The following is an 18,951-nucleotide window of genomic DNA, read 5'->3' as shown; positions in this document are numbered from 1 at the left end:
CCGTCCGGCTGGCGCTCAGTGTTGTTTCGAGGCGGTCGAGACAGCCGTCAGCGCCAGCTGAGCGATCCGGCTGGCCGCCATCGCTGTTTCCCGAGGCCCGAAACAGCCCTCAGCGCCAGCCTGGCCGCAGACTCCGCCCGGCTGACCGCCAGCGCTGTCTACATCGCCCCCGAGTGCCAACAGGTGCGCACGTAACAGCTCGGCGGATCTGGGCGCCAACAGGTGCGCACGTGCCAGCTCGGCGGGTTCGGCTGGCGTAGGGCATGGAATGCGGCCGTTGCTACCTGCGTGGGCGACGGCTGGGCCGGGCTCGGCCGTTGGTCAGCCATGGAATGCGGCCGTTGTTACCTGCGTGGGCGACGGCTGGGCGGGTCCGGCTGGCGTAGAGGCATGGAATGGGGCCGTTGTTACCTGTATGGGCGACGGCTGGGCCGGGCTCGGCCGTTGGTCAGCCATGGAATGCGGCCGTCATTATCTGCGTGGGCGACGGCTGGGCGGGCTCGACCGTCCGTCAGGCATGGAATGAGAGGGCTTTGCCTGCGTGGGCGACGGCTCCGGCTGGCGGCCGGCTGGTGGCGGGCGGCCAGCTGGTGACGGGCGGTGGGCGGTGGTCGCGGCGGGCGGCGGGGGCGGGCATGCGGGGCGATTGTGCGGGGGAGGCGGGGGCTGGGGTGGGTGAGGTGAGGGTGAGCCCGGCGGTCGCCGGGCGGCCTTGAGGGGTGCCGGGGTCGCGAGGTGCGGCGGGGCGGGCAGGGAGGAGGGCTGGGGAGGATGGGGTGGGCGGCGTCGCGCGTACGCCGCATGGGTTTGATCTTCGGGGGTAGGACGGCGGCGAGGGTGCGCGGCGGGACGGCCTAAGCTGGGAGTGATGGCCTACCTGGATCACGCGGCGACTACGCCGATGCTTCCCGCCGCGCTTGACGCCTACGTCGCCGCGGCGCGGGAGGTCGGCAATCCGTCGTCCCTGCATGCGGCCGGGCGCGGCGCCCGGCGCCTGGTCGAGGAGTCGCGGGAGCGGGTTGCCGCGGCGCTCGGCGCGCGCCCTTCGGAAGTCGTCTTCACCGGCGGCGGTACGGAGAGTGACAACCTCGCCGTCAAGGGGATCTTCTGGGCCCGGCGCGATGCGGAGGCGGAGCGGGTGCGGGTCGTGGCCTCCGCGGTCGAGCATCATGCCGTCCTGGACGCGGTCGACTGGCTCGGCCGGCAGGAAGGCGCGGAGGTGACCACGCTGCCGGTGGACGAGACCGGACGGGTGGCTCCGGAGGCGTTGGCCGAGCTGATCGCCGAGCGTGGCGACGAACTCGCGGTGGTCAGCGTGCAGTGGGCGAACAACGAGGTCGGCACGGTTCAGCCGATCACCGAGCTGGCGGGGATCGCCGCGGCGGCGGGTGTGCCGTTCCACACCGACGCGGTGCAGGCGATCGGGCAGATTCCGGTGGATTTCGCGGCCAGCGGGGTGGCCGCGCTCACGGTGACCGGTCACAAGGTCGGCGGGCCGGTCGGGGTGGGCGCCCTCCTGCTGGGCCGGGACGTGCCGTGCACGCCGCTGCTGCACGGCGGCGGCCAGGAACGCGATGTGCGCTCCGGCACGTTGGACACGCCGGGCGTGGTCGCTTTCGCGACCGCGGTGGAGACCGCGGTGAAGACCCGGGAGGAGTACGCGGCGCGCCTCGCCGGACTCCGCGATGAGCTGGCGGATCGGGTACGCGCGGCGATCCCAGACGCGATCTTCAACGGTGCCGTGACCGACCGGCTGCCGGGTAACGCGCACTTCTCCTTCCCGGGGTGCGAGGGCGACGCGTTGCTGCTGCTCCTGGACGCGCAGGGGGTCTACTGCTCGACCGGTTCGGCCTGCTCGGCCGGGGTGGCGCAGCCGAGCCACGTGCTGCTCGCGATGGGTGCCGACGACGCCCGGGCCCGGTCCTCGCTGCGGTTCACTCTCGGCCACGACAGCACGGTCGCCGACATCGACGCGCTGCTGGCGGCGCTGCCGGGTGCGGTCGAGCGGGCCCGCCGGGCCGGGGCGTGGAAGACGCCCAGATAGGCTTTGAGCATGCGAGTTCTTGCGGCCATGTCGGGCGGTGTCGATTCGGCGGTTGCCGCTGCGCGCGCCCGGGAGGCCGGTCACGACGTCACCGGTGTGCACCTGGCGCTGGCGCGTAACCCTCAGACGTTCCGGACCGGGGCGCGCGGCTGCTGCACCCTGGAGGACTCCCGGGATGCGCGCCGGGCGGCCGATGTGATCGGGATCCCGTTCTACGTGTGGGACATGGCCGAGGAGTTCCACGACAGCGTCGTCGACGACTTCGTGAACGAGTATGCGGCTGGGCGTACGCCGAATCCCTGCCTGCGCTGCAATGAGAAGATCAAGTTCGCGGCCGTGCTGGACCGGGCGGTGGCCCTCGGCTTCGACGCCGTGGTCACGGGGCACCACGCCCGGCTGGGCGGGGACGGTCTGCTGCGCCGCAGCGTCGATCTGGCGAAGGACCAGTCCTACGTGCTGGCCGTGCTGACCCGCGACCAGCTGGACCGGGCGATGTTCCCGCTCGGTGACTCGACCAAGGAGCAGGTGCGGGCCGAGGCTGCGGCGCGCGGGCTGGCGGTGGCGGACAAGCCGGATTCGCACGACATCTGCTTCATCTCGGACGGGGACACGCGCGGATTCCTGGAGAGCCGGCTCGGGTCGGCGCCGGGGGACATCGTGGACGGGCGGACCGGGGAGAAACTCGGGACGCACAACGGGGCATACGGGTTCACCATCGGCCAGCGCAAGGGTCTCGACCTGCGGGTTCCCGCCGCCGACGGCCGGCCTCGGTATGTCTTGTCGATCACCCCGGTGAACAACACGGTGACCGTGGGCCCGCGCGAGGATCTCGAGGTCGACGTGGTCACCGCCACCCGCCCGATATGGCACGAAATTTCGGCGGATGTCTCGTGTGAGGTGCAGTTGCGTGCCCACGGTGAGGTGGTCGGCGCCTCGGTCTCGGTGGCTGACGGCGGCCTGACCGCCCGGCTGACCTCGCCGGCCCGGGGTGTCGCGGCGGGGCAGGCGATCGTCGCCTACCGGCCGGACCCGGACGGTGACGTCGTGCTCGGCTCGGCCACCATCACCGCGGGCTCCCGGGCCTCGGCCAATGCCTGAGTTCCCGTGGTCCGCCGGCGCCGCCACCGGCATCGGCTCGCTGCCCGGCACGGACATCGCCGAGGCGCAGCGCATCGTCCTCGGCGAGCTGCCCGACCTGCCGCACCTGCCGGAGCTGCCCGACCGTGGCCCGGGCGCCGACATGATCGGCCGTGGCGCCGGTTTCCTGGTGGAGCTCCCGGTCCAGCTGTACGCCGGTCGCTGGCAGATCGCCTCGCGTCCCGGCAAGGATCTTCGCCGTACAGCTGACCTGCTGGAACGCGACCTGGACCAGCTAACCGAGCAGGCCGACGGCTACGCCGGGCCGCTGAAGATCCAGGCGACCGGCCCGTGGACGCTCGCGGCCGGCCTGGACCTGCCGATCGGCGGCCGGATGCTGCGCGACCCCGGCGCGGTCCGCGATCTCACCGACTCCCTCGCCGAGGGCCTGCGCCGGCACGTCGAGGACGTCCGCAAGCGGGTGCCCGGAGCGACCGTGCTGCTCCAGCTGGACGAGCCGTCACTGCCCGCAGTGCTCGCCGGGCAGGTGCCGACCGAGAGCGGCCTCTCCGCCTACCGCAAGGTCGACGGCCCGGACGCGGCGACGCGCCTGCGGACCGTCGTCGAGACGGTCGGCACGCCGGTGATCCTGCACTGCTGCGCGCCTTCCGTTCCGCTGCAGGTGGTCCGGGACTCCTCCGCGGCCGCGGTGGCGCTGGACCTGTCGCTGGTGAAGGACCTCGACCCGCTGGGCGAGGCGATCGAGGCCGGCCTGGGGATCTTCGCGGGCGCGGCGCCGTCGACCGGCACTTCCCGGCCGGACTCGAAGAAGATCGCCGAGCGGGTGCGCACGCTCTGGCAGCGGCTGGGCTTCCCTGCCGCGCGCCTGCCCGAGCAGGTGGTGATCACACCGGCCTGCGGCCTGGCAGGAGCAACTCCGGGGTACGCGAGAGCGCTGCTCAAAGCGTGCACCGAAGCCGGTCGGCGCATCTCGGAGGTGTGAGCCCCCGTTTTGTCGGGGGGTGCGACTACCGTGCCTCGTAGTTGATTGATACGGAGGTTCCGGTGTCTGACACAGCCCCCACCGCGGAGCAGGAGGCGGCCGCGGGCAAGGACCCGACGCCTGAGGCCAGCGCTCGCCACGCTGAGCTCGCCGACGAGGTCCGCGGGCATCAGTATCGCTATTACGTGCTGGATGCTCCGACGATCTCGGACCATGACTTCGACGTGCTGCTGCGCGAGCTGGAGGCGCTGGAGACCGAGTTCCCCGCGCTGCGCACGCCGGATTCCCCCACGCAGAACGTGGGCGGCACCTTCTCGACGCAGTTCACCTCGGTCGACCACGCCGAGCGGATGATGTCGCTCGACAACGTCTTCGACGACGACGAGCTGGCCGCCTGGGCCGACCGCACGGTGCGGGACGCCGGCGGTCCGGTGCAGTTCCTCTGCGAGCTCAAGGTCGACGGGCTGGCGATCAACCTGACCTATGAGAAGGGCCGGCTGGTCCGCGGCGCCACCCGCGGCGACGGGCGCACCGGGGAGGACGTCACGCCCAACGTGCGGACCATCCGGGAGATCCCGGAGCGGCTGACCGGCGACGACGTGCCCGATCTGCTCGAGGTGCGCGGCGAGATCTACTTCCCGGCCGAGGCCTTCGCCGACCTGAATGCTTCGCTGGTCGAGGCTGGCAAGGACCCGTTCGCCAACCCGCGCAACGCGGCCGCCGGCAGCCTCCGGCAGAAGGACCCACGCGTCACCGCCTCCCGCGGCCTGCGGATGGTGGTGCACGGCATCGGCGCGCGCGACGGCTTCGCCCCCACCTCCCAGTCGCATGCCTATGCGGCGTTGAAGGCCTGGGGTCTGCCCACCAGCGAGCGGTGGAAGCTGGTCGACGACATGGCCGGCGTCCGCGACTACATCGCCTACTACGCGGAGCACCGGCACGGCGTCGAGCACGAGATCGACGGCGTGGTGATCAAGGTCGACTCGGTCGCCATCCAGGGCCGGCTCGGCTCGACCAGCCGGGCGCCACGCTGGGCCATCGCGTTCAAGTACCCGCCGGAGGAGGTCAACACCAAGCTCCTCGACATCGCGGTGAACGTGGGGCGCACCGGCCGGGTCACCCCCTATGCGGTGCTCGAGCCGGTGAAGGTGGCCGGTTCGGTGGTTGCGCAGGCCACCCTGCACAACGCGCAGGAGGTGGTCCGCAAGGGCGTCCTGATCGGCGACACCGTGGTGCTGCGCAAGGCCGGCGACGTGATCCCGGAGGTCCTCGGCCCGGTCATCGACCTGCGCCCGGACGACGCCCGGGCCTTCGTGATGCCGACCGAGTGCCCGAGCTGCGGCACCCCGCTGGCCCCGGCCAAAGAGAGCGACATCGACATCCGCTGTCCCAACGCCGAGTCCTGCCCGGGGCAGCTGTGGGAGCGGCTGAGCCACGTCGGTAGCCGCGACGTGCTGGACATCGAGGTGCTCGGCGACAAGGCGGCCAAGGCGCTGCTCGACTCCGGCGTGCTGCACAACGAGGGCGACCTGTTCGACCTCACCGAGGAGCACCTGCTCCGGGTCCCGTTCTTCGTGAAACAGAACGGTGAGCTCGGCGCCAACGCCCGCAAGATGCTGCAGAGCCTCGAGGAAGCGAAATCGCGCCCACTGGCCCGCGTGCTGGTCGGCCTCTCGATCCGGCACGTCGGGCCGACCGCGGCTGATGCGCTGGCCCTGGAGTTCGGCTCGATGGCCGCGCTGGAGGAGATGCTCGCCCGCACGGCTTCCGAGCCGGCGGTGGTGGCGGCCACCGCCGAGGCTGCCGCCGCCGAATCGGCCGGCGTCGAGCCTGCTGCCGAGCCTGCTGCCGCCGAATCGATCACCGCTGAGGCGGCTGCTGCCGAATCGGCCACTGCCGGGGCTGCTGCCGAATTGGCCGGCGTCGAGCCTGCTGTCGGCGAATCGACCGCCGCTGAGGCTGTTGCTACCGGATCGGCCGGCGCCGAGGCTGCTCCGGCCGGATCGGCTGCCGACGCTGGTGTGGTGGCCGGGGAGGCGCCGGAGGCGAAGCGCAAGGCCAAGGTCCTCGACCCGCTGGCGGCGGTCGACGGGGTCGGCCCGATCATCGCGGACAGCCTGCGCGAGTGGTTCACCGTGCCGTGGCACCGGGAGATCGTCCGCAAGTGGCGCGAGGCCGGGGTGAAGATGGCCGACGAGCGCGTCGAGACCGGTCCGCGCCCGCTGGAGGGCATGACCTTCGTGGTCACCGGCACGCTGGCCGGCTACACCCGGGATCAGGCCGCAGCGGCGCTCACCACCCGCGGCGGCAAGGTGAGCGGCTCGGTCTCGAAGAAGACGGCGTTCGTGGTGGTGGGGGAGAACCCGGGCAGCAAGTACGAGAAGGCGGTCTCCCTCAAGGTGCCGGTGCTCGATGATGCCGGCTTCGAGGTGCTGCTCGCTGAGGGGCCGGAGGCGGCGCGGGCAGTCGCCGAGCTCTGATCGCGGGCCCACGCGTCTCGCGGTATTCGGTCGGGTCAGCAGGCACGCCTGCTGACCGCTAGGGCCGACCGCCCGACACTACGCGGCTGCCACGCCGGACTGGGCACATCGGGCGGTCGGCCGAACACCGCGGCCGCTGCGCGCTATCCGCACACGGCGCAGCCGGCCGGACGCCGCGGTGCGCCGCGCGTGTGGCCGATCGCCCGCCGCGCCGTGTGTTGGCGGCCTGGCCGGGCGCTGCCACGCGCCGCGCTGGTGGCCGAAGGCCCGCCATGCGCTGCGTTGATGGCCGGACGCTGCCGCGCGCTGCGCAGCTAGCCGAACGCCGCCCGTGCGCCGCGCCACACCGCGGGGCCGCCGGCACACCGCGAGGGCGCCGGCACACCGCGGGGCCGCTGGCACGCCGCGGGGCCGCTGGCACGCCGCGGGGCCGCTGGCACGCCGCGGGGCCGCCTGCACACCGCGGGGGCGCCGCATGCCGCAGACCCGCGCAGCTAGTCGAACGCCGCGGTACGCCGCGCCATACACCGCGTGGCGCCTGCACGCCGCTGGGGAAACTGCACGTCGCGGGGGCGCCGCATGCCGTAGGCCCGCGCAGCCGGCCGAACGCCGCTGCGCGCCGCGCCACACACCGCGTGGCCGTCTGCACGCCGCCGCGCCACATGCTGCGTGGCCGCCTGCACGCCGCGGGGGCGCCGCATGCCGTAGGCCCGCGCAGCCGGCCGAACGCCGCTGCGCGCCGCGCCACACACCGCGTGGCCGTCTGCACGCCGCCGCGCCACACGCCGCGTGGCCGCCTGCACGCCGCGGAGGCGCCGCCTGGCGCAGACCCGCGCAGCCAGCCGAACGCCGCCGCGCGCTGCGCCAAACTCCGCGTGGCCGACTGCATACCGTCGGGGTGGCGCAAAACGCAGCCACACCCGCCGCGGCCGCCGTGCCGCGGCGGGGAGGCGGCTGCGACGGGCGACGGTCACCCATTCGGGCGAATCGTGATGGTTCTCACGTCTATTGGCTTATGACGGTTTAGTAACTCATAGGCGCTTTAGCGCAAAAAAGACCATATGGATCTATGGTGTAGGCGATCGGTGATCGAGGCCATCGTGGAGGTCGCATGGATGCCGCTCGCCCCCGCATGGCCACGTTCCGGGCCGCCGCTCCTGAGGTGGCCCGGAACGAGACAGGTCCGCCGCACCGGCGGACCGTTCTCATCACGACGGTTGTGGCCGTCGCCGCAGCGCTGATCCTCTGGGCGGCGGACCCAGGCTCGTTCGCCGGGCTGCCGTCCGGGTTCTGGACCATGGCGCTGCTGGCCGTGGTCGCCGACGTCCGGCCCTACCTGGTTCCGGGGCGCCGGGCCAGCGCCGTCATCCTGCCGTCGATCTGTTTCACCTTCGCGATCATGCTGGCCTGGGGTGGGCCTCCCGCGCTGGCTGTTCAGCTGGTCGCGGTGACCGTCGCCGGCGTACGGATGCGGCATTCACTGCGCCGCACCCTGCATCTGGCGCTGCAGCACGCTGCCGCGCTCGGAGCCGCCACGGCCGTGGCTGCGCTCACCTCGTTGCGGATCGGTCCCCAGCCGGGTTGGCGGGACGCCGCGCTCACCTGCGCCGCCGCGGCGGTGTGGATCGCCGCCCGGTACGCGGTCGCCGCCGTGGTCCGTCGCTGGACCGCCGACGGCCGCCCGCGTAGTTACCGGCGGCGGGTGCACGCCGACCTGCTGGCCACCGCCGCCCTGCTCCTGCTCAGCCCGGTCGTCCTGGTCGCCGCCCACGTCAGCCCGGCCCTGCTGCCGCTGGCTCTGCTGGCGCTGCACGCCGTGCACCGGATGGTCCGCTGGGCCGGTGAGTCGGAGCGGGCCACCCGGTTCGACACGCTGACCGGCCTGCCGAACCGCCGGGCGCTGCAGGCCGCGATGACCGAGCGCGCCCCGGACCGCCGGCGGGCGCTGTTGCTGCTGGATCTCGACCGGTTCCGCACGGTCAACGACGCCCTCGGCCATGGCGCCGGCGACCGCCTGCTGACCCGGGTGGCGGGCCGTCTCGCCGCCGCGGTCCCCGCCCACGATCTGGTCGTCCGGCTGGGCGGCGACGAGTTCGCGGTGCTCGCCACCCGGGTCGAGGGCCCGGCCGCGGCCCGCCGGATCGCGCAGCACCTGGCCGAGACGTTGAGCCGCCCGTTCCTGATGGACGGCACACCGATCGAGGTGAGCGCCTCGATCGGGATCGCGCTGCAGTCCGGCCGGCGTGACGGCGGCACCCTGCTGCGTGAGGCCGAGGCCGCGATGTACGAGGCGAAGCAGCGCGGCGACCAGATCGCGGTGCACGGCCCGGACGCCGCACACCACTCGCCGGAGCGGCTGGCGCTGCTCGCCGACCTGCGGACCGCGCTGCGCCGCGAGGCCCCGGACGACGGGATCATGCTCTTCTACCAGCCGCAGATCGCCATCGCGACCGGCGAGGTGATCGGTGTGGAGGCGCTGCTGCGCTGGCGGCACCCGGAGCGCGGCACAGTCGGCCCGGACGAGCTGCTGCGGGTGGCCGAGCCCACCCCGGTGATGCGGTTGCTGACCAACCGGGTCCTGGAGGAGGTGATCGCGCAGCTGGCCGCATGGCAGAAGCAGCAGCCGGCCGCTTGGCAGAAGCAGAAGAAGCCGTTGCGGGCCGCGGTCAACGTCAGCGCCCGCGACCTGCACGCCGGGGACATCGCGGATCGGGTCGCCGGGCTCCTGCACCGCTACGCGGTCCCGGCCGAGCTGCTCCAGCTGGAGATCACCGAGAGTGCCCTGATGGCCGACCCGCACCGGGTGCTGGACACCACCACCCGGCTGAGCCGGATGGGGGTCGCGATCTCGCTGGACGACTTCGGCACCGGCTACTCGTCGTTGCAGCATCTGCGCCGGCTGCCGCTCTCCGAGGTGAAGATCGACAGGTCGTTCGTGCTGGGTATGGCGACGGACCGGGGCGACGCGGCGATCGTACGATCGGTGATCGGTCTTGCCGAGGCCCTCGGCCTGCGTGCCGTCGCCGAGGGGGTGGAGGACGAGGCGACCTGGCGGCTCCTGGCCGCCGCCGGATGCCACACAGCGCAGGGCTGGTTCCACGCGCGCCCGATGCCGGCCGCTGATCTCGCCGAGTGGCTGGCCCGGTACCGGCCGGTCCATCCCCGGAAAATAGAATCAGGCAAACCGTCGAACTAAATGAGGGGGCAGGATGGCCGCCATCTCCCGCGAAGAGGTAGCGCACCTGGCGCGCCTGTCGCGGCTCGCCGTGACCGAAGAGGAGCTCGATCGATTCGCGGGACAGCTCGACGTGATCCTGCAGTCGGTCGCGCGGGTCGGTGAGGTGGCCGCGGAGGACATCCCGCCGACCTCGCACTCGGTGCCGCTGACCAACGTGTACCGCGACGACGTTCCCGTGCCGAGCTTGACGCAGGACGAGGCGCTCTCCGGCGCGCCCGACGCGTACGAGGGCCGGTTCCGGGTGCCGCGCATCCTGGATGAGGAGGACTGATCGTGACTGACCTGACCAGGATGTCCGCGGCTGACCTCAGCAAGTTGATCACCGCGAAGGAGGTCTCTGCCGTCGAGGTCGCCACCGCGCACCTCGATCGCATCTCCGCAGTTGATGATCGAGTGCACGCGTTCCTGCACGTCGACCGCGAAGGCGCCCTCGAAGCGGCAGCAAGAGTTGACCGGGGCGAGGTCACCGGGCCGCTGGCCGGTGTGCCGATCGCGGTCAAGGACGTGGTGACCACCAAGGGCATCCCGACCACCGCCGCCTCCAAGATCCTCGAAGGCTGGAAGCCGCCGTACGACGCGACCATCGTCGAGCGGCTGAAGAAGGCCGGCATGCCGATCCTCGGCAAGACCAACATGGACGAGTTCGCCATGGGGTCGTCGACGGAGTACAGCGCTTACGGCCCGACGAACAACCCGTGGGACCTCGGTCGCATCCCGGGTGGTTCGGGTGGCGGCTCCGCGGCGGCGCTCGCCGCGTACGAGGCCCCGCTCGCAATCGGCACCGACACCGGTGGCTCGATCCGCCAGCCCGGCGCGGTCACCGGCACGGTCGGCGCCAAGCCGACCTACGGCGGAACGAGCCGGTACGGCCTGATCGCCTTCTCGTCCTCCCTGGACACCCCGGGTCCCTGTGCCCGCACGGTCGAGGACGCCGCCCTGCTCCACGCCGTGATCGCCGGCCACGACCCGCGGGATTCCACCTCGATCCCGCAGCCCGTGCCGGACGTGGTCGCCGCCGCGCGACTCGGGAAGCAGGGCGATCTGTCGGGCGTCAAGCTCGGCGTCGTCAAGGAGTTCACCGGCGACGGCTCCGAGCCCGGTGTGAGCGCCGCGTTCAAGGACAGCCTGGAAGCGCTGGTCAAGCTCGGCGCCGAGATCGTCGAGGTCTCCTGCCCGAACTTCCAGTACGCGCTGCCGGCCTACTACCTGATCGCCCCGAGCGAGTGCTCCTCCAATCTCGCCCGCTTCGACGGTGTCCGTTACGGCCTGCGCGAGGGCGACGACGGCAACCGCTCGCTCGAGGAGGTCATGTCGCTGACCCGCGAGGCGGGCTTCGGCGCCGAGGTGAAGCGCCGGATCATCATCGGCACCTATGCCCTGTCGTCGGGTTACTACGACGCCTACTACGGCCAGGCGCAGAAGGTCCGGACCCTGATCACCCGGGACTTCCAGTCCGCGTTCGAGAAGGTCGACGTGCTGGTCTCGCCGACCACGCCGTTCGTGGCGTTCCCGTTCGGGTCCCGGACGTCCGACCCGTACCAGATGTATCTCGCCGACCTCTTCACCATCCCGACGAACCTGTACGGCGGACCGGCCATCTCGGTCCCCTGCGGTCTCTCCGAGGGCCTGCCGGTCGGCTTCCAGATCATGGCACCGACGATGGCCGACGACCGGATGTACCGGGTCGCGGCAGCCCTGGAGTCCGCTGTCGGCACGCTGACCCCGCCGGCGCTGTGAGGGAGAACCGATGACCTACGAAGAGATCCTCACCCGGTACGAGCCGGTGATCGGCCTGGAGACGCACGTCGAGCTGGGCACGAGGACGAAGATGTTCTGCGGCTGCAAGACCGACTTCGGCGCCGAGCCGAACACCCAGGTCTGCCCGGTCTGCCTGGCCCTGCCGGGCGCGCTGCCGGTGGCCAACCGCGCCGGCATCGAGGCGACCATCCGGATCGGCCTCGCGCTGAACTGCGACATCGCCGAGTGGTGCCGGATGGCCCGGAAGAACTACTTCTACCCGGACATGCCGAAGAACTTCCAGACCTCGCAGTACGACGAGCCGCTCTGCACCGACGGCTACGTCGACGTGACCGTGGACGGCAAGGAGTACCGGATCGGCATCGAGCGGGTGCACCTCGAGGAGGACACCGGCAAGACGCTGCACGTCGGCGGCGCGACCGGCCGCATCCACGGCGCCACCGAGTCGCTGGTCGACTACAACCGGGCCGGCATCCCGCTCGTCGAGATCGTCACCAAGCCGGTGCCCGGCCTCGGCGCGCTCGCTCCCGAGATCGCCAAGGCCTACGTCGCCGAGCTGCGCGACATCATCCGCTCGCTGGACGTCTCCGACGTGCGCATGGAGCAGGGCTCGATGCGCTGCGACGTGAACACCTCGCTGAACCGGCCGGGTGAGGAGTGGGGCACGCGGACCGAGACGAAGAACGTCAACTCGCTCCGCTCGGTCGAGCGCGCGGTCCGCTCCGAGATCATCCGCCAGTCGGGCATCCTCGACGAGGGCGGCAAGATCTTCCAGGAGACGCGGCACTTCCAGGAGACCACCGGCGACACCCGTCCCGGCCGCTCCAAGGAGACCGCGACCGACTACCGCTACTTCCCCGAGCCCGACCTGGTCCCGATCGCGCCGGACCCGGCGTGGGTCGCGGAGCTGAAGGCCGCGCTTCCGGAGAAGCCCAGCGCGAAGCGGGCCCGTCTCCGCGAGGAGTGGGGGATGAGCGAGCTCGACATGCAGTCGGCCACGAACGCCGGCGCGGTCGAGCTGATCGAGGAGACGATCGCTGCAGGCGCGTCGCCCGCCGGCGCCCGCAAGTGGTGGCTGGGCGAGCTGGCCCGCCGCGCCAACGAGCAGGGCATCGAGCTCGCCGAGGTCGGCGCCACGCCGGCCCAGGTGGCGGCGCTGCAGAAGCTGGTCGACGACGGCAAGCTCAACGACAAGCTGGCCCGCCAGGTCCTGGAGGGCGTGGTGGCCGGCGAGGGTGAGCCCGCAGCGGTGATGACCGCGCGCGGTCTCGAGGTGGTCAACGACACCGGCGCGCTCACCGCCGCGGTCGACGAGGCCATCGCCGCCAACCCGGACATCGCCGCCAAGATCCGTGACGGCAAGGTGGCCGCCGCCGGCGCCCTGGTGGGCGCGGTCATGAAGACCACGCGCGGCCAGGCGGATGCCAAGACCGTCCGCGAACTCATCCTGGAGCGTCTCGGCGTTTAACCCTTTCATCGGTACGCCTAACCGCCCGGCCCTCTCTTGCGGGGGCCGGGCGGTTGCCGTTCCCGGCCTGGTCCCGCCGGTTCCGGGCGGTGGGCGGTGGTTGCGCTAACAGCGAGGCAGTTGCAGCAAATAGCTGCAACAAAAAACAAATGACCTGTCCCTTGACGAGGCCGTTTGTGAGCGACAACATCGATGGACATCTGTAAAGCGAGGGGCCGGGCGCATCCCCACAGTACGCCGCCCGGCCGTTCCCCCATGCCCTCGGACGGAGAGAACCATGAGTGAGATCAGAAGACGACGGCGCTGGGCGGCTGCGGCCGTCACGGTGCTGGCCACGGTGGGGCTCGGCGCGGCCGGCCTCGTCACGGCCCAGCAGGCGAGCGCCGCGAGCATCGATCTCAACGCCTATTACGTGCTGAAGAATCAGCACAGCGGCAAGGTGCTGGACGTCTGGAACCTCTCCACCGCCGACGGCGCGGTCATCAACCAGTGGACGCAGAACAACGGCGACTGGCAGCAGTTCAAGTTCCTCGACATGGGCAGCGGCAACTACCGGCTGCAGGCCAAGCACAGCGGCAAGGTCCTCAACGTGCAGGGCGCCTCGACCGCCGACGGCGCGCAGGTCATCCAGTCCAACGGTGACAAGAACGCGACCAGCCAGCAGTGGAAGATCCAGGACATCGGCAGCAACATCCAGCTGATCAACCGGAACAGCGGCAAGGCCCTCGAGGTCTTCGAGTGGTCGACCGCCGACGGTGGCAACGTGGTGCAGTACGCCGACCAGAACTTCGCCAACCAGCAGTGGCAGCTCATCAAGATGGGCAGCGGTGGCGGTGGCGGCGGCACCGGGCCCACCACGCCGTGGCCGAGCGAGACCGGCAGCGTGAAGGTCAACGCCACGATCAGCGTGCCGTCGAGCGGCCTGGACGGCGGCAACAAGCGCTACTACGGCATCGGTGACGGCGGGCAGAGCGAGAGCCAGGACCCGATGTTCAAGCTGGCCAACGGCGCCACCCTGTCGAACGTGATCATCGGCGCCCCGGCCGGCGACGGCGTGCACTGCGACGGCAACTGCACCCTGCGCAACGTGTGGTGGCTGGACGTGGGCGAGGACGCCGCGACCTTCCGCGGCGGCAGCTCCACGGTGGCCACCGTCGACGGCGGCGGCGCCCGGTCGGCCTCCGACAAGGTGTTCCAGCACAACGGCGGCGGCACGCTGACCATCAAGAACTTCCAGGTCAGCAACTTCGGCAAGCTCTACCGCTCGTGCGGCAACTGCTCCACGCAATACAAGCGCACGGTCGTCATCCAGAACATCCGGGCCACCGCGCCCGGCACCTCGATCGCCGGGATCAACACCAACTACGGCGACACCGCGACCTTCAGCGGCATCACCATCGTCGGCGACAGCTCGAAGAAGATCTCGATCTGTGATCGGTTCACCGGCAACAGCAGCGGCAACGAGCCGACCAAGACCGGATCCGGGCCGGACGGCACCTACTGCCGGTACTCCACGTCCGACATCACCTACTCCTGAGGGAACAGGGGAACAGAGCTGGTCCGGCCGGGTCAGGAGGCTCCCGGCCGGACCAGCCCGCTCTCGTACGCGAAGGCGACCGCCTGCACCCGGTCCCGCAGGCCGAGCTTCATCAACATCCGGGACAGGTACGTCTTGACCGTCGCCTCGCCCAGAAAGAGCTCCGCCGCGATCTCGGAGTTGGACAGCCCTCGGGCCACCAGACGCAGCACGTCGGTCTCCCGGTCGGTGAGGCCGCCGAGCCGGGACGCGTGCGCCGGATCGTGCTGCGGCGCCTCGGCCAGCGACTGGATGACCCGCAGGGTGACCGCCGGGTCGAGCAGGCCACGGCCGTCGGCGACGGTACGCACCGCGTCGAGCAGCTGTTCCGGCGGCGACACCTTGAGCAGGAATCCGCTGGCCCCGGCACGCAGCGCGCCGGTGACGTACGCGTCCTCGTCGAACGTGGTGAGCACGATGACCCGGGTGGCGGGCAGTTCCGCGACGATCCGCCGGGTCGCCTCGATCCCGTCGACCCGGGGCATCCGGATGTCGATCAGCAGCACGTCCGGCTCGGTGCGCAGCACGACCGAGACCGCTTCGGCCCCGTCCGACGCCTCACCGACGACCTCGATGTCCGGCTGGTGGTCGAGCAGCATCCGCAGCCCGGCCCGGATCATGCCCTCGTCGTCGGCGAGGACCACGCGGATCGTCATCGGGTTCTCCTGATCGGAAAATTGGCGCAGACCGCGTAGCCGCCGGTCGGGCCTGGACCGGCACGCAGGGTACCGCCGAAGAGCACCACCCGTTCTCGCATCCCGATCAGCCCGTGACCGCCGACCCGATTCTCGGCGGGTTCGGCGGGCGCCCTGGTGGACGGGTCGTTGGTCACCTCGACGGTGAGCGTGTCGGCCTCCTGGCACACCCGGACCCGGGTGGGCACCGGGCCGGCGTGCCGCAGCACGTTCGACAGGGCCTCCTGGGCGATCCGGTACGCCGACACGTCCAGCGTCCGCGGCAGGTCGAAGTCGCCGGTCAGTTCCAGCTCGACCGGGAGACCGGCTGCGCGTACGTCATCGATCAGCTCGTCGATGTGCCGCAGCGACGGCTGCGGAGCGCGCCCCGCCGCTTCGGCCTCGTCCCGCAGGATGCCGACCAGGCCGCGCAGCTCCTGGACCGACTGCCGGCCGAGGCGTTCCACGCCGAGCAGCACCTCGCTCTCCATCGGCCGGTCGTCCATCCGGGTGCGCAGGACCCCGATCTGCAGCACCATCACGCTCACCGAGTGGGCCACCGCGTCGTGGATCTCGCGGGCGATGCGCTGCCGTTCGGCCATCACGACGGCGCGGTCGCGGGCCTCGCGTTCGGCGTCCAGGGCGGCGGCCAGGCGGGCCAGTTCGTCGCCGCGGGTCCGTTCCCGGCGGACGACCCGGCCGACCCACCACGACACCCAGTACAGGGTGCCGAAGAACATCGACTCCCACGCCGACTGGCCGCCGGCGACGACCGCGACGACCGCCATCAGGTGCCCGGCCAGCGGTCCCACCCAGCGGTGCCGGCCGGTCTGGCGGTAGCCGAGCCACCCGTACGCCAGCAGCAGCGCGACCACCGTCGTGCCGGGCGGCCCGGGGACGCCCAGCGCGACCACCGCCGGGAACGTCGCGGACATCAGCAGCGCTCCGCCGAGTGGCGACCAGGCCGCCAGCACCGCACCGGCCGATGTCATCGCGACGCTGACGACCGGGGCGAGCGGCGCGGCCCGGTACGACGGGTCCAGCGTCACCTCCGCCACGCCCAGCGCGGTGAGCAGCACCGCTGCGGCGATGGGCAGCGTGCGCCAGGGCGCGGGTACGCGGAAGGACGGCATGTGGATCACGGTAGCCAGCGTGGGCAGCGGGGCGGATCCGCCTGCTGGTGGACAACCGGGCGCTCTGCGGTCCACCGCGCGGTGGACGAGCGGTCCGGCGCCGCCAACCGCGTGACGGGTGGCGATCAAGCTTCCAGGAGGCATCGACGAGCACCGTCGAAGACCTAAGTTTTCCCTGGTCAAACGAGAACCGAGGAGAACTGATCATGACTGTGACCGCAACCACCGCCGACGCTGTGACGACCCGCGAGAACCCGGCCGCCAGGGTGCTGTGGCGGACCGGGGCGGCGTCCCTGATCGCCGGCCCGCTGCTCTTCTTCGCCGGCAGTGTCACGGCGCCGGTGCAGGATTCCGAAACCCAGGCCGGGTACGTCGAATCGCTCGCCCGGGACCCGCTGCTGACGCAGGTGTCGGCGCTGCTGCTGCACTACGGCAACATCTTCATCGGCGTCGGCGCGCTGCTGCTCCCGCTGCTGGTGCGCGGCCGTCGAGGCGCCGTCGTCACCATCGTCGGCTCGCTGATGATGGCGCTCGGCTTCCTCAACATCTCCGGCAACCTGCTCAGTGACTGGTGGATCATGGAGCTGGGGCGCAACCTGCCGATCGAGCAGGCGGTCGCCCTGGCCGAGGGCGCGCTGGGCCACGGCCTGCTGCAGGTCTGGAACTTCACCGAGATGCTGTCCCTGCTCGGCGTGGTCGTCGTCCAGGTCGGGCTGGCCCGCGCCGGCGTGATCGGCTGGTGGGCCGTCCCGGTTCCGGCGATCTGCCTGCTCGGCGCGTTCGCGCTGCCGCTGAGCATGCCGGTGCTGATCTCCGCGGTGGTCGGCGCCGCCTTCGCCCCGCTCGTGGTGGCCGGCGTCCGGGCTCTGCGCCGCCCGGCCTGACGGCTTGGAGGCCTAACGGCTGGGCTGGCTGACCGGTACGGACGACTCCGGCGTGGGCACCGGCTCCTCCTCGTCGAGGCCGACCACGTTGCGCTGCATCTCCACGTTCGACTGGCCGGTGCCGCCCAGCTGGATGTCGTCGTAGGCCTTGAGCTCGTTCTTCTCGTCGAAGTAGAGAACCGACAGGCTCAACGGCGTCGGCTCCTCCTCCTCGAGCCCGCGCAGCCCGGCCCCGCCCGTCGACCCCTCGATCATGAGCCGGGTGGTCATCAGCGGCTGGGCGACGGCGGCGGCCGACGGCGCCGCGGAGGGGCCGGCCGACGGCTCCGGAGCCTCCGGGGCGGGCAGCCGGCTCACCTCGCGCTGGTGCCGGTGCCCGGCGAGGACCAGCGGCACCACACCGGAGAGCGGTTGCGCCATGGCCGGGTCGTGGACCAGTGCGATGTCCACCTTCTTGCCGGAGTCCCGGATCGTGGTCGCCAGCCGCTCGCCGGCCGCGGTCAGCAGCTCCGGTGCGGCGTCGTCGCCGGCCTCGTTCGTCTCGCTCTTGTCCGGGGTGAACTGCGGGTCGCCGATACCGGCGATGGTCAGCCCGTCCACCGTGGTCAGGGCGTTGTCCAGGACGACCGCGTTGCTCTGCGCGCGCACCGCGGCCTGGATGGAGGCGGAGTCGTGGTTGCCCCGCACCCAGATGTACGGCACCTGGATCGACGGGATGGAGGCGACGTACCCGGTCTCGGCGCTGCTGCCCCAGTCCACGATGTCGCCGGTGTCGATCACCGCGTCGATCTCGAAGGTCTCCACGACGGTCCGGATCAGGCCCCACGAGGCCGGGTTCAGGTGCAGGTCGGAGACGTGCAGCAGGCGGGTGGTGTTACCGGCCGGCTCGTAGACCGGCAACGTCGAGATCGTCGAGTAGACCCGGCTGACGTTGCCGACGATGGCCTGCAGCTGCTCCGCGTACCGTCCGTAGTTGTCCGCGATCCGGCGGGCGTCGCCGACCACCGCGGGTGCGTTGATCAGCAATCCTTCGTACCGCGGCTCGCTGATCGCGTCGGGCCGCAGCGTGGCCGCCGCCAGGCCCAGGCTGCCGCCGGTGACCACCAGCGCGGTCACGCCGGCCGCCGCGGTGCGGCGGACGTCCCGGAAGATCAGCGCGGCCAGGATGAGCGCGCTGAGCACGGCCAGCCCGAGCGTACGCAGACCGAGGCGGGACACTCCGGCGACCACCTCGTCGACCGCCCGGTCACCCGCCGAGCTGATCGCCGCCGGGTTGTCGATGAGCGCCTCGGTGCGGCTCTGATCCAGTGAACCGAGGGCCACCTCGAGGTGCAGTGGACCGCGGTGACTGTCGAGATGCAGCGAGCCGAGCGGCGGGATGTCCACCGAGGTGCCGCCGTGGATCGACGGCGTGATGGACATCTCGGCCGAGAACGGGCCTACGTTGAGCCCGGACTGCGCGAACAGCATCACGCCGATCATCGAGCCGAGCACGCTGACCAGGCCGACGGACACGGCGACCCCGACCCGCCTGGTCCAGCGGTGCCGGGCCACCCGGCCGGCCCGGTGCAGGAGTTCGCGAGGCTTCATCGGGGCCTCACCTGCCCGGCCCCGCG

13 protein-coding genes are annotated in these 18,951 nt (G+C 71.7%); 10 read left to right on the top strand and 3 right to left on the bottom strand.

All coding sequences use genetic code 11. The annotated features are described in order from the left end of the window. The first annotated feature begins 868 nt into the window (after positions 1–868). The 9 genes from OHA21_RS33405 to OHA21_RS33365 all read left to right on the top strand — a co-directional run bounded on the left by OHA21_RS33405 (position 869) and on the right by OHA21_RS33365 (position 14,605). On the top strand, positions 869–2,044 hold the full coding sequence (locus OHA21_RS33405) for a cysteine desulfurase family protein (protein WP_328461747.1): 1,176 nt from the start codon (positions 869–871) through the stop codon (positions 2,042–2,044). 9 nt (positions 2,045–2,053) lie between these two features. Beyond that, entirely contained in the window at positions 2,054–3,142 is a 1,089-nt protein-coding gene (gene mnmA / locus OHA21_RS33400; protein WP_328461745.1) for a tRNA 2-thiouridine(34) synthase MnmA, read from the top strand. Continuing rightward, positions 3,135–4,124, top strand: coding sequence for a methionine synthase (locus OHA21_RS33395; RefSeq protein ID WP_328461743.1), 990 nt, complete (start codon positions 3,135–3,137; stop codon positions 4,122–4,124). The genes mnmA and OHA21_RS33395 overlap by 8 nt, the downstream gene beginning before the upstream one ends. A gap of 185 nt (positions 4,125–4,309) precedes the next feature. Further along, positions 4,310–6,604, top strand: coding sequence for an NAD-dependent DNA ligase LigA (gene ligA, locus OHA21_RS33390; RefSeq protein ID WP_442875189.1), 2,295 nt, complete (start codon positions 4,310–4,312; stop codon positions 6,602–6,604). A 1,111-nt stretch (positions 6,605–7,715) separates the two neighbouring features. Continuing rightward, positions 7,716–9,800 carry a putative bifunctional diguanylate cyclase/phosphodiesterase gene (locus OHA21_RS33385; RefSeq protein ID WP_328461739.1) on the top strand — a complete coding sequence of 695 codons (2,085 nt, stop codon included), beginning with the start codon at positions 7,716–7,718 and terminating at the stop codon, positions 9,798–9,800. A 13-nt stretch (positions 9,801–9,813) separates the two neighbouring features. After that, entirely contained in the window at positions 9,814–10,113 is a 300-nt protein-coding gene (gene gatC / locus OHA21_RS33380) for an Asp-tRNA(Asn)/Glu-tRNA(Gln) amidotransferase subunit GatC (protein WP_328461737.1), read from the top strand. A gap of 2 nt (positions 10,114–10,115) precedes the next feature. Further along, positions 10,116–11,579 (top strand): Asp-tRNA(Asn)/Glu-tRNA(Gln) amidotransferase subunit GatA, encoded by a 1,464-nt coding sequence (gatA, locus tag OHA21_RS33375; RefSeq protein WP_328461735.1) that lies wholly within the window; start codon positions 10,116–10,118, stop codon positions 11,577–11,579. A gap of 10 nt (positions 11,580–11,589) precedes the next feature. Beyond that, positions 11,590–13,068, top strand: a complete 1,479-nt coding sequence (gene gatB / locus OHA21_RS33370; protein ID WP_328461733.1) for an Asp-tRNA(Asn)/Glu-tRNA(Gln) amidotransferase subunit GatB — start codon at positions 11,590–11,592, stop codon at positions 13,066–13,068. A gap of 277 nt (positions 13,069–13,345) precedes the next feature. Next, complete coding sequence (locus tag OHA21_RS33365; protein WP_328461731.1) at positions 13,346–14,605, top strand: pectate lyase; 1,260 nt, start codon at positions 13,346–13,348, stop codon at positions 14,603–14,605. Between the two features lie 32 nt (positions 14,606–14,637). On the opposite strand, the gene OHA21_RS33360 is transcribed toward OHA21_RS33365, so the two are convergent. Together OHA21_RS33360 and OHA21_RS33355 are read right to left on the bottom strand one after the other, a co-directional pair. After that, complete coding sequence (locus tag OHA21_RS33360; RefSeq protein WP_328461729.1) at positions 14,638–15,300, bottom strand: response regulator transcription factor; 663 nt, start codon at positions 15,298–15,300, stop codon at positions 14,638–14,640. After that, positions 15,297–16,451, bottom strand: a complete 1,155-nt coding sequence (locus OHA21_RS33355; protein WP_328461724.1) for a sensor histidine kinase — start codon at positions 16,449–16,451, stop codon at positions 15,297–15,299. Before OHA21_RS33355 ends, OHA21_RS33360 begins: the two co-directional genes overlap by 4 nt. Before the next feature lie 206 nt (positions 16,452–16,657). Between OHA21_RS33355 and OHA21_RS33350 the strand changes: the two genes are divergently transcribed. Further along, positions 16,658–17,335 (top strand): hypothetical protein, encoded by a 678-nt coding sequence (locus OHA21_RS33350; protein WP_328461722.1) that lies wholly within the window; start codon positions 16,658–16,660, stop codon positions 17,333–17,335. Between the two features lie 12 nt (positions 17,336–17,347). Here OHA21_RS33350 and OHA21_RS33345 read toward each other — a convergent pair whose 3' ends face one another. Then, positions 17,348–18,925 (bottom strand): metallophosphoesterase family protein, encoded by a 1,578-nt coding sequence (locus OHA21_RS33345; RefSeq protein WP_328461720.1) that lies wholly within the window; start codon positions 18,923–18,925, stop codon positions 17,348–17,350. Positions 18,926–18,951 lie beyond the last annotated feature (26 nt).

It is taken from the genome of Actinoplanes sp. NBC_00393, from assembly GCF_036053395.1.
Classification (GTDB): domain Bacteria; phylum Actinomycetota; class Actinomycetes; order Mycobacteriales; family Micromonosporaceae; genus Actinoplanes.
The sequence above is the reverse complement of the archived record's forward strand: the minus strand, read 5'-3'. Positions and strand labels throughout refer to the sequence as shown.